13 protein-coding genes, 2 tRNA genes and 1 pseudogene are annotated in these 15,846 nt (G+C 59.6%); 7 read left to right on the forward strand and 9 right to left on the reverse strand.

Going from position 1 to position 15,846, the window contains the following annotated elements:
* Window positions 1-122: 122 nt before the first annotated feature.
* Window positions 123-1,487 (reverse strand): dicarboxylate/amino acid:cation symporter, encoded by a 1,365-nt coding sequence (locus ACZ47E_RS02180; RefSeq protein ID WP_004440424.1) that lies wholly within the window; start codon window positions 1,485-1,487, stop codon window positions 123-125.
* A gap of 582 nt (window positions 1,488-2,069) precedes the next feature.
* Between ACZ47E_RS02180 and ACZ47E_RS02185 the strand changes: the two genes are divergently transcribed.
* Complete coding sequence (locus tag ACZ47E_RS02185) at window positions 2,070-2,990, forward strand: DUF1499 domain-containing protein (protein WP_184285300.1); 921 nt, start codon at window positions 2,070-2,072, stop codon at window positions 2,988-2,990.
* Window positions 2,991-3,247: 257 nt separating this feature from the next.
* Here ACZ47E_RS02185 and ACZ47E_RS02190 read toward each other — a convergent pair whose 3' ends face one another.
* Window positions 3,248-4,156, reverse strand: coding sequence for an MBL fold metallo-hydrolase (locus tag ACZ47E_RS02190; protein ID WP_004440431.1), 909 nt, complete (start codon window positions 4,154-4,156; stop codon window positions 3,248-3,250).
* 203 nt (window positions 4,157-4,359) lie between these two features.
* On the opposite strand from ACZ47E_RS02190, the gene ACZ47E_RS02195 reads away from it, so the two are divergent.
* Window positions 4,360-4,434: transfer RNA gene (locus ACZ47E_RS02195), tRNA-Gln, on the forward strand.
* Between the two features lie 12 nt (window positions 4,435-4,446).
* On the opposite strand, the pseudogene ACZ47E_RS02200 reads toward ACZ47E_RS02195, so the two are convergent.
* The 4 genes and pseudogenes from ACZ47E_RS02200 to ACZ47E_RS02215 form a co-directional block, all read right to left on the reverse strand.
* Window positions 4,447-4,738, reverse strand: a pseudogene (locus tag ACZ47E_RS02200) (type II toxin-antitoxin system RelE/ParE family toxin).
* A complete protein-coding gene (locus ACZ47E_RS02205) occupies window positions 4,728-5,009 on the reverse strand; it encodes a type II toxin-antitoxin system ParD family antitoxin (protein WP_278067275.1) in 282 nt (93 codons plus the stop codon). The pseudogene ACZ47E_RS02200 and the gene ACZ47E_RS02205 overlap by 11 nt, the downstream one beginning before the upstream one ends.
* A gap of 142 nt (window positions 5,010-5,151) precedes the next feature.
* The gene (gene mqo, locus ACZ47E_RS02210; protein ID WP_278067276.1) at window positions 5,152-6,885 is read right to left on the reverse strand and encodes a malate dehydrogenase (quinone); all 1,734 of its coding nucleotides are present in this window, start codon (window positions 6,883-6,885) and stop codon (window positions 5,152-5,154) included.
* Window positions 6,886-7,265: 380 nt separating this feature from the next.
* Window positions 7,266-7,688 carry a hypothetical protein gene (locus tag ACZ47E_RS02215; RefSeq protein ID WP_006699999.1) on the reverse strand — a complete coding sequence of 141 codons (423 nt, stop codon included), beginning with the start codon at window positions 7,686-7,688 and terminating at the stop codon, window positions 7,266-7,268.
* Window positions 7,689-7,952: 264 nt separating this feature from the next.
* On the opposite strand from ACZ47E_RS02215, the gene ACZ47E_RS02220 reads away from it, so the two are divergent.
* Window positions 7,953-8,029, forward strand: a tRNA-Pro gene (locus ACZ47E_RS02220).
* A gap of 731 nt (window positions 8,030-8,760) precedes the next feature.
* Here the strand turns inward: ACZ47E_RS02220 and cysN are convergent.
* The 3 genes from cysN to ACZ47E_RS02235 are packed head-to-tail and all read right to left on the reverse strand — an operon-like array spanning window position 8,761 to window position 12,005.
* Complete coding sequence (cysN, locus tag ACZ47E_RS02225; RefSeq protein ID WP_184285314.1) at window positions 8,761-10,242, reverse strand: sulfate adenylyltransferase subunit CysN; 1,482 nt, start codon at window positions 10,240-10,242, stop codon at window positions 8,761-8,763.
* Window positions 10,242-11,195, reverse strand: a complete 954-nt coding sequence (gene cysD, locus ACZ47E_RS02230) for a sulfate adenylyltransferase subunit CysD (protein ID WP_004440441.1) — start codon at window positions 11,193-11,195, stop codon at window positions 10,242-10,244. The genes cysN and cysD overlap by 1 nt, the downstream gene beginning before the upstream one ends.
* Window positions 11,196-11,222: 27 nt before the next feature.
* Entirely contained in the window at window positions 11,223-12,005 is a 783-nt protein-coding gene (locus ACZ47E_RS02235; protein ID WP_278067277.1) for a phosphoadenylyl-sulfate reductase, read from the reverse strand.
* Window positions 12,006-12,209: 204 nt separating this feature from the next.
* Here ACZ47E_RS02235 and ACZ47E_RS02240 point away from each other — a divergent pair, with 204 nt between their 5' ends.
* From ACZ47E_RS02240 to cysW, 4 genes are all read left to right on the forward strand, one after another.
* On the forward strand, window positions 12,210-12,650 hold the full coding sequence (locus ACZ47E_RS02240) for an RrF2 family transcriptional regulator (protein ID WP_004440445.1): 441 nt from the start codon (window positions 12,210-12,212) through the stop codon (window positions 12,648-12,650).
* A 245-nt stretch (window positions 12,651-12,895) separates the two neighbouring features.
* Complete coding sequence (locus ACZ47E_RS02245) at window positions 12,896-13,921, forward strand: sulfate ABC transporter substrate-binding protein (protein ID WP_004440447.1); 1,026 nt, start codon at window positions 12,896-12,898, stop codon at window positions 13,919-13,921.
* 199 nt (window positions 13,922-14,120) lie between these two features.
* Window positions 14,121-14,978 (forward strand): sulfate ABC transporter permease subunit CysT, encoded by an 858-nt coding sequence (cysT, locus tag ACZ47E_RS02250; protein ID WP_006700003.1) that lies wholly within the window; start codon window positions 14,121-14,123, stop codon window positions 14,976-14,978.
* Window positions 14,971-15,843 carry a sulfate ABC transporter permease subunit CysW gene (cysW, locus tag ACZ47E_RS02255; protein ID WP_022555771.1) on the forward strand — a complete coding sequence of 291 codons (873 nt, stop codon included), beginning with the start codon at window positions 14,971-14,973 and terminating at the stop codon, window positions 15,841-15,843. The genes cysT and cysW overlap by 8 nt, the downstream gene beginning before the upstream one ends.
* The last annotated feature ends 3 nt before the right edge of the window (window positions 15,844-15,846 follow it).

Consider the following 15,846-nt stretch of genomic DNA (forward strand, 5'->3'; position numbering starts at 1 on the left):
TGTCCGTGTCGTTATGGCTATCGATGAAGCCATCTCCGTCAACCCCTAACTTTAATGGGGCAAAGGAAGTGGCCAACGCAGGGCATCTCCTTTTTATCGGAAACGCCCCGCGACTATTGCTGTCAGGCCGTCGCCACTTCACGGTCATCGAGTGCGTCGATGTCCTTGGCGTTGTTATAAACGGCCTCGTTGAGAATGCCCTCACGCTTGGCGACAATGGTGGGCACCAGCGCCTGTCCGGCGACGTTGACCGCGGTGCGGCCCATGTCGAGGATCGGGTCGATGGCGAGCAGCAGGCCCACACCTTCGAGCGGCAGTCCGAGTGTGGAGAGCGTCAGCGTGAGCATAACCACCGCGCCGGTCAGTCCGGCCGTTGCGGCGGAACCGAGCACCGAAACGAAGACGATCAGCACATATTCCTGAATGCCGAGCGGCACCTGGAAGAACTGCGCGATGAAGATCGCCGAGATTGCCGGATAGATCGCGGCGCAGCCGTCCATCTTGGTGGTGGCGCCGAGCGGCACGGAGAAGGCGGCATATTCGCGCGGCACGCCGAGGCTCTTTTCCGTCACGGTTTCGGTGACGGGCAGTGTGCCGATGGAGGAACGCGAGACAAAGGCGAGCTGGATGGCCGGCCATGCGCCCGCAAAGAAGCGCGAGGGCTTCAGGCCATGCGCGAGAAGCAGCGCCGGGTAAACGACGAAAAGCACCAGTGCGAGACCGATATAGACGGCCGCTGCATACCAGCCGAGCTGCGACAGCGTGGTCCAGCCATATTGGTCAACTGCGCGGCCAAGCAGGCCGATGGTGCCGATGGGGGTAAGGCGGATGACCCACCACAGGATTTTACGCACGATGGCGAGCAGCGACTGGTTGAAGGCGAGGAACGGCTCCGCCGCCTTGCCGGCTTTCAGCGCCGCGACACCGAAGGCAATCGACACCACCAGCAACTGCAGGACGTTGAAATTCAACGAGGTGCTGGCCGCGCCATTGCTGATTTTGGTAGATGCTTCAAGGCCGAAGACGTTGGCCGGGACGAGACCCTTGAGGAAGTCCAGCCAAGAACCGGTGGAGGACGGTGCTGCCGCTGCCGTATTGGCGATCGCCGTGTTGACGCCCGGCTGGATGACAAGACCGAGCACGATGCCGATGACGACCGCGATCAAAGCGGTGATGGCGAACCAGAGCAGCGTCTGCCAGACGAGCTTCGCCGCATTAGAGAGGTTCTTGAGATTGGCGATGGAGGCGACGATGGCGGTAAAGATCAGCGGGGGCACGAGTGCGCGCAGCAGCTGGACGAATATGCTGCCGATGGTCTGCAGCGTCACCGAAAGCCAGTTGGGGCTGCCGGCGGCGTCGGGGCCGATATTGCGGGCAACAAGGCCAAGCAGCAGGCCGATGACCATGGCTATCAGAACCTGAAAGCCAAAATTGCGATAAAAGGGTTTATGCCCCGAAGGGCGGGCAGAGGTCGTTGCCTGTGACATGACATGTCTCTTTATTGTGCAAGAAAGCGAGAATGTTGCATTTTTTGCAAGCATTCTCGAGGGAGGTCGCCGAGAATACGCCGATTTCCTCAGCAATTAAGGGATGAACGTGCGTATTTGTTGCATTGTCGGGGAATTATTCCCTGACGCTGCGGCAATGCGGAAAAATATTCCTGGTTCTTGTTGGCGTGGCCTCTCAGTCCGTCGCGCAGGGAAAGTCATGCCAATTGCGCCGACGTCATCCTCGGGCCTGTCCCGAGGTCTGCCGACATATTGATTTTTATTGGAGGTGGTTAGATCCTCGGCACAGGGCCGAGCATGACGTTGAGCGGGTCTTCACGCTTAATCACCGACCTCAAGGAAACTGCGACCTGTGCGGAAATTTAACCCGCACAGAAGTGGATCATACCCGGCATGACGGAAGAGAGATCTTCGGGGGGGGGCACGCTTTACCCGCAGATCGCCCCCTCCTTTGTTTTCCTCGCCGCAATTCCGGTCTATGACATCATATGCAGGTGATTCCCTGCCAGAACCCGGGTGCAACGCCTCTTAGCCAATGCGATCTAACGGATATCCGCTTCCATGACTGTGCGTTTCGTCCGGCCTTTTTCGGTTGCAGCCTATCTTTCCCGCTATCTGGGCCTGGCGGCACTGGCGCTTTTTCTCATCGCCGCCGGCATCCACCGTTTCGGGCCGCTGACGACGCCTGATCTTGTCGGGCTGCTCCTCATTGCCGCCGTTATCGCTCTTGTGGCCGTGCTTCTGGCGCTGATCGGCCTTGAGCGGCTGTGGACCAGAGGCGCACGCGGCGGCCTTTCGGCGCTGGCGGCGCTGCTTTTCTCGGCCCTGCCGCTCGGCGTTGTTGGCTACGGCGCCTTTCTTTATTGGCAGCAGCCGAAGATTTACGACATCTCCACTGACCTGAGCGACGTGCCGGAGTGGCTGGCGACACCGGCCGCCAACCAGCAATGGCTGGTGCGGCCCGCGACCATTACCAAGGCTGATCGCGATGCGCAGATGGAGGCCTATGCCAGCCTTGCCGGGCGCCGTTATGAAGGCGCGATAGACCGCATCTACGCCGCCGCCAAAAAAATGGCCGCCTCCCAGAATATCCGCATTACCCATACGAAGGGTGTGATCGGGGCGGAGGATGCCCCTGCTGTCGGGGTGCCAGCACAGGACAGGCAGCAGCCCGCCGACGATGCGCCGGTGGAAGACCTGCCCTCCATCGTGCCCGTGCCCATGGCCCGCCCGACCGACGCGCCTTTGCCCACCTTCTTCAACGGCAGCGGCGTGGTGCTGATGCAGGGTGAAACCCGCACCCGCATCTGGGGTCTGCGCTTCGATATCCTCATTCGCCTGAAGGAAGAGGCGGAAACCACCATCGTCGATGTCCGCGTCGCCTCCCGCTACGGCCCGCACGATCTTGGCATGGGTGCGGCGATTGCCGAGGCCTATCTCGATGCGCTGGATGCGGAGATGCAGGGGCTGAACGATAATTGAGGCCGGAAGGCAAAGCTACACGTTGGTCGAATGGATCGCGACGTCGCCGCTCGTTTCTTCTCCCCGCCGGGGAGGAGGTGGCCCGAAGGGCCGGATGAGGGGGTAACGGCGGAGATTTTCGGAGAGCTTGCCCCGTCATCCCGCTGCCGCGGACTTCTCCCCTGGCGGGGAGAAGAAACAGGTGGCGCCCGCTCGCTCCCCACCGAAGGGGGCGGCAATCACGAAGGCACCTTGAGAGCTGGCTAGTTAAAACCCCGTCACGCCGGGAAATATTCACCCGTGAGCGAAGGCGCGCCATCCGTCCGAACTTCGCCCTTCTCAATCAGATCCTCGATATGCGCCAGCACGGAAAGTGCGGCCGCCCCGTGCAGACGCTTGTCGGTGCTGGCATAGATAACCTTCACCATATCGGCGATCAGCCTGTCGCCGTCCCTGATCCGCTTCAACACCGCCTTTTCCCGCATGCGGCGGTGGGCGCGCAAGCCCCGCATGAAGGCTGCGGGATCGGTGACCGGGCCGCCATGGCCTGGCAGGAACAACCGGTCGTCACGGGTGAGCAACCGCTCCAGTGAAGCCATGTAGTCGCTCATCGCCCCATCAGGCGGCGCGACGATAGTGGTAGCCCAGGCCATGACGTGATCGGCCGAAAAGACGATGCCGCTGCCCTCAAGCGCAAAGGCGGCGTGGTTGGCGGTGTGGCCCGGCGTATGCAGCGCCGTCAATGTCCAGCCGTCGCCGGAAAGGCTCTGCCCGTCGCCCAGCGCAATGTCGGGCGCGAAAGCCGTATCGGAGCTTTCGGCAAAGGGATTGGTCTCGCCCACATGCAGTGGCCGGGCGGCGCGGTGCGGGCCTTCCGCCACCGTCAGCGCCCCGGTCGCCTGCGCCAGCCTGCGGGCAAGCGGCGAATGATCGCGATGGGTGTGGCTGACGAAGATGTGCGTGACTTCGCGCCCTTCGAGCGCGGCCATCAGCGCCCGAAAATGCGCCTCATCCTCCGGGCCGGGATCGATGACGGCGACGGAACGGTCACCGACGATATAGGAATTGGTGCCATGGAAGGTGAAGGCGGAAGGATTGTTGACGGTGATGCGCTGGATGAGCGGGGCGACGGGAACCGCCTCGCCATAGGCCGGCTGGAAATCGAGATCGAATGCCGGGTCCGCCATCGAGACCTCCTGAAAAAATGCCATGCATGCTTGCGCCGCGGCCTCATCCGCGTCACGGACAAGCCCTAACATGCGAACTTCGACCCGGCACCCAAAAAGCTTGAATTTTGTGAAAAAATTGGTCGCCGGGTCATTGCCGCGCCGGGCAGGCTTTGCTAATCAGGCGCGGTTCAGGCAGCGGCGTTTCGCTCTCGCTGCCCTGTTGGGGCGTCGCCAAGCGGTAAGGCACCGGTTTTTGGTACCGGCATTCCCAGGTTCGAATCCTGGCGCCCCAGCCATCTATCCCCAAGTCAGAACAACGTTCGCAGGTTCCGGCGACCGTCGATCACGCGAACGATTTCCACGGAATATATTTCGCCGCCATCGGTATCCGGCACGGTTTCGTAGAGAATGATGTAAGGCGCTTCAACCAGCATGCGGGCGGATGGGAAAATTTCCGGGCGGCGCTCGCCGAGGTGAGGATGGTCCACCAAGCGCTCCGCTTTGGCGCGGAACGGCAAGGCGCTGTGATTTGCCGATATCGATATAGATTTTCTTCACATCGCTGCGCGCGCTGGGCGACCAGACAAGTTTAATGGTCACGATTTTTCAACGAAGCCAGTTCTGCACGCGCTTCATTGAGCGCCTCGTCAAAATTCACTTCGGTTGAAGTGCCACTTGCTTTGCCCTCGCGCCACAAAGCACGCAGTTTGGCAATGTCGCCGCGTCGCTCAACCCACTTTGCCGACCAGTCGCGCATGGCTTCACGGATGACCTCACTGCTGCTGGCATAAGCACCGCTTTCCACGGCGTCACGCAAGATTTCGGCGTGCTGGGGAGTCATCGAGACGCTGATCTTTTCAACATTGGCCATCTAAGCTTCTCCATCGAATTGGTAGCAATTATTACCACCAAGAGGATTGGCCGACCAGATATTTCAGTATCAAGAATTAGATCAACAAAAACGCCGCGCATCCAGAGACACGCGGCGTCCAATCCTAAATCGCACCTAAACCTTAAAGCGCGATATCAGGCACCTTCTTCACGGGTGCACCCGCAGGCGCCGCACCGGCGCCCTTCAGGGCCTCAAGATCGATCTGCGGCGGGGTCGGCAGCTGGAGGTGCTCGGCGGTGTAGGCCCATTCCTCACGTACCTTTTCCGGGTCGTCATTGAGTTTGGTGCCGTAGCTCGGCACGATCTGGCGCAGCTTCGTCTGCCATTCCGGCGTCGCCACCTTGTCCTTGAAGACTTTTTCCAGAACGCTGAGCATGATCGGCGCTGCGGTGGAAGCGCCCGGCGAAGCGCCGAGCAGGCCGGCGATGCTGCCGTCCTGTGCGGAGACGACTTCGGTGCCGAGCCGCAGCACGCCGCCCTTTTCTTCGTCGCGCTTGATGATCTGCACGCGCTGGCCTGCCTGCCACAGGCGCCATTCGCCCTGCTTGGCATTCGGGAAATATTCCTTCAGCGCAGCAAAACGGTCGTCATCCGACATCATCAGCTGGCCGGCGAGATATTCGACCAGCGGATATTCATCGATGCCGACGCGCACCATCGGCCAGGCATTGCTGGTTGTTACGGAGGAGACGAGATCGAAATAGGAGCCTTCCTTCAGGAACTTGGTCGAGAAGGTGGCGAAAGGTCCGAACAGGATGACGCGTTTGCCGCCCAGCACGCGGGTATCGAGGTGCGGCACCGACATGGGCGGCGAGCCCACCGAGGCCTTGCCATAGGCCTTGGCCAGATGCTGCATCGTCACATCGGGGTTCTCGTTGATGAGGAACGAGCCGCCGACAGGGAAACCGGCATAATCATCCGCTTCCGGAATGCCGGACATCTGCAGCAGATGCAGCGCGCCGCCGCCGGCGCCGATGAACACGAATTTCGCATCCACCACCTGTTCGGCATCGGTCTTGGTGTTGGTATAGGTCACGCGCCAGCTGCCATCGGCGTTGCGCTGGATGTCGGAAACCTCGCTATTGACCTGCAGGTCGAAATTCTGGTCGCTCTGCAGATGCGAGACGAACTGGCGGGTGATTTCGCCAAATTCCATGTCGGTGCCGAGCGGCGACCAGGTCGCGCCGATCTTCTGGGAAGGATCGCGGCCTTCCATCATCAGCGGCACCCACTTCTTGATCTGCTCGGGATCGGTGGAGAACTCCATGCCGGCGAAAAGCGGGCTCGCCTTCAGCGCCTGATAGCGCTTTTCCAGATAGGCGACGTTCTCGTCACCCCAGACGAAGCTCATATGCGGCGTGTGGTTGATGAAGGAGCGCGGGTTCTTCAACACGCCGTTGCGCACCTGCCATGCCCAGAACTGCCGGGAAATCTGGAAGGATTCGTTGATGTTGATCGCCTGGCTGATCTTGATGTTGCCCTTGTCGTCTTCGGGCGTGTAGTTCAGCTCGGCAAGCGCGGAATGGCCGGTGCCGGCATTGTTCCAGCCGTTGGAGCTTTCAAGCGCCACGCCATCCAGCCGCTCCAGCATCTGCATCGACCAGGTGGGCTCCAGCTCGCGCAGCCACACACCGAGCGTCGCGCTCATGATGCCGCCACCGATGAGAAGCACGTCGACCTTCTTGGCAGTCGTATTGGCGAGAAGCGGGGAAGAGGGCAGCGCGGCTGCGGCAAGTCCGGCGAGAGCACCACCAAGAACCTGTCTGCGGTTCATCGGCCATGCGTGGGAGAGGGAAGTTTCCTCGGAGAGATCAGTGAGCTGGGATTTGTCTTGATCGATGGGAGTCACGGCCATACCTGATTCTTGTTTTGTGTTAAAAACACTCCTCCCGACCGCCCCGTTATAGCAAAGCGCAAACCGGCACAACCCGGACTCATCTACTCCAGTTCAAGCGGTTTTGTGCGGATTTTGCCGCGGCGGACGGCCGATCTCACGGTTATGCCGATTATCATTTTGATGATTGTTAAGATAAGTCGCGGCTTTCAAACGGTTGAAAGCGTTCCCTGGCGTGATTTTACCAAAAACGCAGCGCCAGCACCCTTTCCAGTGAGTTACGATCCGCAAGGTGCCGCTTCAGGCACAATTTTTTTCAGAATAATGACGGAAATCCCGAAAAAGTGAAAAGGCCCACCGGTTCGGGCAGGCCTTCGCGCATTTTGGCTTGTGGCTGACGATCAGTTGGCGGCGAGGAATTCCGCGCAGTAGCTCGGACCGTTGACGCCCGGACGATCGGAGATCGTGCGCACGGCGGTGATCTTGTAATCGCTGGAGACGACCAGCTGCACCGTGCAGGAAAGGGAGGCGGTGCGGGCGGGCGAAATCTGCCGGCCCTTTTTGCCATCCTTGCCTTCTTCGAACTTCGCCGGAATCGTCGCCTTCTTGTAGCCGCCGCGCCAGTTGTAGACGGTGGAACTGCCGCTTTCGGTGTCGCTCAGCGGCGGGCCGAATTTGGCGAAGAAAATACCTGCGGACTGGCCGACCCAACGGGTCTCAACCGGGCTCTTCTGGGTGAAGGAGGGCGTGGAGCCATCGGTGGAAGTGGTGCAGGCCGAGAGCGCAATGGCAAACGCTGCAAGCGTTACGCTGCGAAATAGCATGGTGAAATGTCCTTTGTGCCGTGTCCGGCATCCCGCCGGTCATTCCGTTCCCCTAGCAGATTTGGCGGCGGCGGGCAGGGGAGCTGTGCGGCCCGATGAAAATTTCCTGCCACAATTGCTTTTTTGTAACGTTTTGAAGCCTTCCGCCCGGTGCCGCCGGTGCCTGCCGGGGCTGTTTCAGCAGGTGGGGAAAACTTGTCATAAAAAATGCAATAAGCCGCTTGTCGAATGCCGGAGGCTGGTCTATAGAAGCGCCGCTGGTCACGGAGTGTAGCGCAGTCTGGTAGCGCACCACGTTCGGGACGTGGGGGTCGGAGGTTCGAATCCTCTCACTCCGACCAGCTAGAAGCCCGATAAATCAGCGGCTTGCAAAAAATCCCGATACTTGCTGAAAATCTCCATATCAAATCGTCATACATCAACCGGGCCGGTCGCATCAGAGCCGGTTTGAATGCATTCGTCGCCCATGCCTCAGAGTCCAGTTGGGTAGGTTGTCGCAACTTCCTGCGCTTCCACTTTTCCGTATGCTCGAATAAAAGAGGCCCGTCGCTCCGCCAAGCGCCAGGCCCCAATGTCGCGGCCTGTTTCAGGGGACGCGCGACACGGACCGTCTTAGAAGTGTCAATTCAGGTCCACAATCCAAGAAGTTACCCGTGACAGTCGCGAGCCCTGAGTTTCAGGGCCATCGCCGTGATCAACTTATCGCGATCAAAAAAGAGGCCCGCTGCATTTTCAAGCAACGAGCCTCTGTTCGGCCGCTTGGCGGAGCGACCGAGGGCAAATTCGCCTTTTGCCCATGAACGCCGAATGAACAAGCGCCCTTCTGCGCCGCCGAGAAACAACCCGTAAAAATCCGGAAAGCAGATGGATCGGAAAGCTTCCTCAGCCGTTATCCAAACATACAACAATGGAGGATAACATGCTGAAGGGTATTGCACTGTGGGCTATGGGCGTTCCGATCTTCGTGATCATTCTGCTTTATATGTTCGTGTTTTAAGTCGCATCTGACGACTGGACCCAAACAAAAAGGCGACCACACCGTGGTCGCCTTTTGTCGTTCATGCCGGCATTCTCAGTCGAGATCGCTGATGAGCCGTGAGGCTGTTGCCGCATCCGTGCGCCGGATGTCGATCTCGTCGCGGTGCTTGGCAAGAAGCTCGCTCGCCAGCAGCTTTTCCGCGAGATCGGCAGGCAGCGAGAGAATGACCCGGTCGCCTTTTTCTTCCGTCGCGCCGACGCTGCGCTTGGCCGATATCATGCCGCCCGCCACCGTATTGTTGGTGTCGGGGTCGATCAGGATGAAGGAACCCGTCGAGCGGTTCTGCTCATAAGGATCGAAGATCGCCGTCTCATCGAAGGAAAGCCTGACCTTGCCGATGGCGTTCATCGGCAGCGACGTCTCATGCGCCTGCCATTCGCCTTCCTTGAGGTTCAGCTGGCTGACGGGCTGCACACTGACACGCTGTCGGCGGCTGCCGCTTTTCAGCCAGTAGCGCTTGCCGGCCTCGATGCCTCCGGGCTGCAAAGCCACGATCTGCGCGTCGAAGGCAAGGCCAGTCTGAGGCTGCGCCTCGATGGAGACAATCATGTCGCCGCGCGAGACGTCCACCTGACGATCGAGAACGAGAGTGACGGCATCACCCGCCACGGCGGCATTGCGCACCAGGTCGAAAGTGACGATCTGCTTGACGTTGGCGACCATGCCGGAAGGCAGGATAACGACGCTGTCGCCCGGCTTCACCGAACCGCCGGCAACCGTGCCCTGATAACCGCGGAAGCTTTCGCCGGGACGCGAGACGCGTTGTACGGGAAAGCGGAAGCCGCCCGATTGCGCGGAGCGAACGGTCGCCAGTTCCAGCGTTTCCACCAGCGTCGGGCCTTCATACCAGGGCATGGAAGCCTTGCCTGACAGAACGACGTTTTCACCTTTCAGCGCCGACATCGGAATGGCGGTTATCTGCTTGATGCCGAGATCGGATGCGAAATCGCGGAACTCGTGGGCGATCAGTTCGAAACCGGCCTTGTCGTAATGCGTCAGGTCGATCTTGTTGACGGCCAGCACGAATTGCCGGATGCCCATCAGCGCCGCGATGGTGGCATGACGCCGCGTCTGTTCCAGAATGCCGGTACGGGCATCGACGAGCAGCACGGCGAGATCGGCCGTGGAAGCGCCGGTCGCCATGTTGCGGGTATATTGCTCATGGCCGGGCGTGTCGGCCACGATGAAGGCGCGTCGGTCGGTGGCGAAGTAACGATAGGCGACATCGATGGTGATGCCCTGTTCGCGCTCTGCCTGCAGACCATCCAGCAGCAACGCGAAATCGGGCAGGCCGAGATCGTTCTGCTTGCCGCTGTCGCGGTGCAGTGTCGCGGCCTGGTCTTCCTTGACGGCCTTGGTGTCCCAGAGGAGACGGCCGATCAGGGTCGACTTGCCGTCATCCACGCTGCCGCAGGTGATGAGACGAAGCGGGCGGGTGTCGCGCGCTGCTTTCGAATGTTCGGCAAAGGGCAAAATGGTGGCCGTGGAAATGTTGGTGGTGGCAGAAGCGGTCATCAGAAATACCCCTCACGCTTCTTCTTCTCCATCGAGCCGGACTGGTCGCGGTCAATCGCGCGGCCCTGACGTTCGGAAACGGTGGCGATTTCGAGCTCGGCAATCACATCCTGAAGCGTCGCCGCCTCGGAACGGATCGCACCGGTGAGCGGGAAGCAGCCGAGCGTGCGGAAGCGGATCGAGCCACGCTTGATCTCTTCACCGGGCAGAAGCTCCAGGCGCTCGTCTTCGGCAAGGATCATCATGCCGTCGCGCTCGATATAGGGGCGCTCGGCGGCATAATAGAGCGGCACCAGAGGAATGTTTTCCGCCTCGATGTAACGCCAGATATCCACTTCGGTCCAGTTGGAGAGCGGGAAGGCGCGCACGCTTTCGCCCTTGCGGACCATGCCGTTATAGATGTTCCACAGTTCCGGCCGCTGGTTACGCGGGTCCCACTTATGGTCGGGCGTACGGAAAGAGTAGATGCGTTCCTTGGCGCGGCTCGCCTCTTCGTCGCGGCGCGCACCACCGAAGGCGGCGTCGAACTGGCCAGCATCCAGCGCCTGACGCAGGGCTTCCGTCTTCATGATGTCGGTGTAAAGCGCCGATCCGTGGGTGAAGGGCGTGATGTTTTCCGCCGCGCCGCGCGGATTGGTATGGGAGATCAGCTCCAGATCGTATTCCTTGACGATATTGTCGCGGAATTCGATCATCTCCTTGAACTTCCAGCCGGTATTGACGTGCAGCAGCGGGAAGGGAATGCGGCCGGGGAAGAAGGCCTTGCGCGCGAGATGCAGCAGCACGGACGAGTCCTTGCCGATGGAATAGAGCATCACGGGCTTGTCGAATTCGGCTGCGACTTCGCGAAAGATATGAATAGCTTCGTTTTCAAGCGCCTTCAGATGGGGATCGAGCGGCGGCTTGGATGCGACAGTATTCTTGCTGTCCGTCTCGTGGACTGCGTTGGACATTGTGAACTCCGGGAATGTACTGAATGATTATCGTTGCGGGATGGCGGAAACGGCGGAGGTCTGCTCCGCACCGGCGACGTGAAGACCGCATTCGCGCTTCTCGTCGTTTTCCCACCACCATCGTCCGGCGCGCTCAGGCTCACCGGGCTTGATGGCGCGCGTACACGGCTCGCAGCCGATGGACGGGTAACCGCGCTGATGCAACGGATTGATAGGGATGTTCTCCTGGGCGACATGCGCCTTGATGAGATCGATATCCCAATCAGCCAAAGGGTTGATCTTGATGAGATTGCGATCCGCATCGAATTCGGCAAACGGCGTCGTGGCGCGATTGCCCGACTGGCCGCGACGGAGGCCGGTGATCCAGAAGGCGGCACCATCAAGCGCCTTGCCGAGCGGGATCAGTTTTCTGACATGACAGCAGGCATGACGCGCCTCAACGCTTTCGTAAAAGCCGTTGAGACCGTATTTTGCGGCGTAGGCGTCTATATCGTCCTGTTCAGGACGGAAACGACGGATTTCGACGCCGAAACGCTCCTCGGTTTCATCGATGAGATCGACGGTTTCCTTGAAAAGACGGCCAGTTTCCAGCGTGACAACGTCAATCGGCAGGCGGTGGGTGCCGATCGCCGCGGTGATGACCTGATCCTCGATGCCGAGGCTGGTGGTGAAGACCGCGCGCCCGCCAAGGCCGGCGATAAACGAAAGCCGACCCGCAAGATCGAGCCCGGCAAGCGTGGCATCGAGGGAAGCGGCATCGGCAGAGGCATTTGCTGAATTGATGGTCATTGTCACGTCCGGGATTTCCATGGCCGATTATTGTTGAAATCGGCGCTTTGGACGAGAAATGACAGTCTTTGTGCGCTGCACTTCAGAGCAAAAATGCCTCTCGCGCGCGTGCTATGAGCAAAAGATGCCCGTTCACCTTGTTCGCAGCCTGGATTTGAATTGTGACAACTTCTGCGCTAAGCCGTGATTGCCGGGTATCCGGGCTTGTGATCTACTGGTTTTACGATGATTTCGCAGAAGGCAAAATATGCGCTGAGGGCGCTTCTCTCGCTGGCCAAGGCCGACGGCGGCTGTCCTGTGCAGATTTCCGACATTGCCCGCGAACAGGCCATTCCGAAAAAGTTTCTGGAGCAGATCCTTCTCGAAATGAAGAAGGAACGCCTTGTCGAAAGCCGGCGTGGCAAGCAGGGTGGTTATCTTCTAGCACGCCCGGCGGATGATATTACTTTCGGCGAGGTGCTGCGGCTCATTGATGGCCCCCTTGCTCCTCTGCCTTGCCTCTCCCAGACCGCCTATCGCCGCTGCGAGGATTGCGACGGCGAGAAGCAGTGCGAGATCCGCCATGTCTTCGCCCGTGTGGCCGATGCGACGCGCAACATCCTGTTCAACACCACCGTTGCGGATGCGGTGGCCGGTGTCGAAGTGCCCGAGCTTTTGACGGCCTGACGAAAAATTCGTCTAAAACACCTCAATATTTTTCGCCATCGCGGCAAAAAACCGGCAAAAATGTGAAACGCTTTTGCATTCAGCAAAGTTTTACACGACGCTTGTTGCGCCTTTCGCTTATGCTGCGCTGTATTTGTTGCCCGGAGAAACGCTCAAGGGAAACACTTTTTCGATCGTATTCGGCCTCATTGACCAACTCTACTCAACCGGTAGAGTTAAGCCATCGCAATCAGGAGGGAATACCGATGTCCAAGCTTCTGTCCGGTTTGAGCGTTGTCGCGCTCAGCCTCTCACTGGCACTTGGCGCAGCTGGCTCGGCCGCGGCGCAGACCAAGCTGCTGAACGTGTCCTATGATCCGACCCGTGAACTCTACAAGGATTTCAACGAAGCCTTCGCCAAGAAGTGGAAGGCCGACACCGGCGAGGACGTCACCATCCAGCAGTCGCATGGCGGCTCCGGCAAGCAGGCCCGTTCGGTCATCGACGGTCTGGAAGCCGACGTCGTGACGTTGGCGCTGCAGAGCGACATCGACGCCATCGTGCAGAATTCCGGCAAGATCAACAAGGACTGGCGCGGCCGCCTGCCGCATAATTCCTCCCCTTACACCTCCACCATCGTTTTCCTCGTTCGCAAGGGTAACCCGAAGGGCATCCATAACTGGGGCGATCTGGTGAAGGGCGACGTACAGATCGTGACGCCGAATCCGAAGACCTCGGGTGGTGCGCGCTGGAACTATCTCGCAGCCTGGGCTTGGGCCAATGAAGAGTTCAAGGGCGACAAGGACAAGATCAAGGCCTATGTCGGCGAGCTCTACAAGCGCGCGCCGGTCCTCGACACCGGCGCCCGTGGTTCCACGGTAACCTTCGCACAGCGCCAGATCGGCGACGTGCTGCTCGCCTGGGAAAACGAAGCCTATCTGGCCGGCCAGGAATTCGGCGCTGACGCTTTCGATATCGTCGTTCCGCCGATCTCGATCCTTGCCGAGCCGCCGGTCGCCGTGGTTGACGCCAATGTCGACGCCAAGGGCACCCGCAAGGCAGCCGAAGCCTATCTGCAATATCTCTATTCCGACGAGGGCCAGAATATTGCGGCCAAGCACTTCTACCGTCCGTCCAACCCGGCCGTTGTCTCCAAGGACCTGCTGAAGCAGCTGCCTGACATCAAGCTCGTCACCATTGACGACCCGATCTTCGGCGGTTGGGCAAAGGCGCAGCCGGAACATTTTGGTGACGGCGGCATCTTCGACCAGATTTACAAGCCCGCGAAGTAAGCGGATGATGGGGTGAAACGTAGTCACCCCGTCCCACGGGACAAGACAAATCAGAACCTGATCGACCGGACGCCGTGCCGGTCGATACTTTATAATAAGCGCCGGGGGAATACCGGCTCCCAGAGAGCACCTCCAGGACGGGCAGACCTCGATTGACTGTCCCGGAAATGTTCAAAAACTAAGATTATCCGGAGCCTTGATGAGCAATAATATTTCCGGAAGCAGGTGGAAGTGGCGGCAGTCGAGCGTCATACCGGGCTTCGGCCTGACGTTTGGTTACACCGTCACCTATCTGTTTCTCATCATTCTTATTCCGCTTGGCGGCCTTATCTGGTCCACGGCGAAACTCGGTTTTGCAGATTTCATTGCGATTGCCACGGATAGCCGTACGCTGAATGCGTTGCGCGTCAGTTTTGGCACGGCGTTCCTCGCCGCATTGGTCAATGTGGTCTTCGGCGTCATCGTCGCCTGGGTTCTCACACGTTACCGCTTTCCCGGTCGCCGCTTCGTGGATGCCATCGTGGACCTTCCCTTTGCGCTTCCAACGGCGGTCGCGGGCATTGCGTTGACGGCGCTTTACGCCAATCGCGGCTGGGTCGGTTCGCTGTTTGAGCCCTATGGCATCAAGATTGCGTTCACGCCGACCGGTATCGTCATCGCGCTGATCTTCATCGGTCTGCCCTTCGTGGTCCGCACCGTGCAGCCGGTGATGGAGGAGATCGACCGGCAGGTGGAGGAGGTGGCGGCAACGCTCGGCGCGAACCGTTTCCAGACCATCACCCGCATTCTGTTGCCGAGCCTCACCCCCGCCATTCTCACAGGTTTTGCGCTCGCTTTTGCGCGCGGTGTTGGCGAATACGGCTCCGTCATCTTCATTGCCGGCAATATTCCCTACGTCTCGGAAATCGCGCCGCTCCTCATCGTTATCAGGCTGGAGGAGTTCAATTATGCGGCTGCGACCGGCATTGCCACCATCATGCTGATCATTTCCTTTGCTATGCTGTTCCTCATCAATCTCATTCAGGCCTGGAGCCGCAAGAGGTACGGTTATGTCTGAGACTGTTTCCCGCACCACGCCGCGTCCATTCCGCGATCCCGCCAGCGAAAGCCTGCCAGCGCGGCTGGCACTGATCGCCATCGCCTTCGTCTTCCTCGCCGCATTTCTCGTCCTGCCCCTGGTTTCGGTCTTCTTCGAAGCATTCCGCAAGGGCACGGAAAGCTTCTGGGAGGCGATTTTCGAGCCGGATGCGCTTTCCGCCATTCGCCTGACGCTGCTCGTCGCCGCTATTTCGGTGCCGCTCAACCTCATTTTTGGAGTAGCGGCCGCCTGGGCCATCGCGAAATTCGAGTTCAAGGGCAAGGCATTCCTGATCACGCTGATCGACCTGCCATTCTCGATCTCTCCGGTCATATCAGGTCTGGTCTATGTCATCCTGTTTTCCTCGCACAGCGTGCTCGGGCCATGGCTGAAGAGTTACGGCATCGAGATCCTCTTTGCGGTGCCGGGCATCGTTCTCGCCACCATCTTCGTCACCTTTCCCTTCGTCGCGCGCGAGTTGATCCCGCTGATGCAGGATCAGGGCAATGGTGACGAGGAGGCGGCGATTTCGCTTGGCGCATCCGGCTGGCAGACCTTCTGGTACGTCACGCTGCCGAACATCAAATGGGGCCTGCTTTATGGCGTGCTGCTCTGCAACGCCCGCGCCATGGGCGAGTTCGGCGCCGTCTCGGTGGTGTCAGGCCATATTCGCGGCGAGACCAACACCATGCCGCTGCATGTCGAGATACTCTATAATGAGTACAATATCGGCGCATCCTTCGCCGTCGCGACGCTGCTCGCCGGTCTGGCTCTGGTGACCCTCGTTCTCAAAACCATTCTCGAAATACGCTTTGGCGCGGGCAACGCAGCCGGCAAGCATTGAAAG

Source organism: Agrobacterium sp. 5Ca39 (genome assembly GCF_055382365.1).

Bases quoted from the DNA above. Each gene is read 5' to 3' on its own strand.
- cysD (WP_004440441.1), bottom strand. From the start codon at position 11,195: ATGTCCAACGCAGTCCACGAGACGGACAGCAAGAATACTGTCGCATCC.
- cysT (WP_006700003.1), top strand. From the start codon at position 14,121: ATGAGCAATAATATTTCCGGAAGCAGGTGGAAGTGGCGGCAGTCGAGC.
- ACZ47E_RS02215 (WP_006699999.1), bottom strand. From the start codon at position 7,688: ATGCTATTTCGCAGCGTAACGCTTGCAGCGTTTGCCATTGCGCTCTCG.
- cysW (WP_022555771.1), top strand. From the start codon at position 14,971: ATGTCTGAGACTGTTTCCCGCACCACGCCGCGTCCATTCCGCGATCCC.
- ACZ47E_RS02190 (WP_004440431.1), bottom strand. From the start codon at position 4,156: ATGGCGGACCCGGCATTCGATCTCGATTTCCAGCCGGCCTATGGCGAG.
- ACZ47E_RS02185 (WP_184285300.1), top strand. From the start codon at position 2,070: ATGACTGTGCGTTTCGTCCGGCCTTTTTCGGTTGCAGCCTATCTTTCC.
- cysN (WP_184285314.1), bottom strand. From the start codon at position 10,242: ATGACCGCTTCTGCCACCACCAACATTTCCACGGCCACCATTTTGCCC.
- ACZ47E_RS02240 (WP_004440445.1), top strand. From the start codon at position 12,210: ATGATTTCGCAGAAGGCAAAATATGCGCTGAGGGCGCTTCTCTCGCTG.
- ACZ47E_RS02180 (WP_004440424.1), bottom strand. From the start codon at position 1,487: ATGTCACAGGCAACGACCTCTGCCCGCCCTTCGGGGCATAAACCCTTT.
- mqo (WP_278067276.1), bottom strand. From the start codon at position 6,885: ATGGCCGTGACTCCCATCGATCAAGACAAATCCCAGCTCACTGATCTC.
- ACZ47E_RS02245 (WP_004440447.1), top strand. From the start codon at position 12,896: ATGTCCAAGCTTCTGTCCGGTTTGAGCGTTGTCGCGCTCAGCCTCTCA.
- ACZ47E_RS02235 (WP_278067277.1), bottom strand. From the start codon at position 12,005: ATGGAAATCCCGGACGTGACAATGACCATCAATTCAGCAAATGCCTCT.
- ACZ47E_RS02205 (WP_278067275.1), bottom strand. From the start codon at position 5,009: ATGGCCAATGTTGAAAAGATCAGCGTCTCGATGACTCCCCAGCACGCC.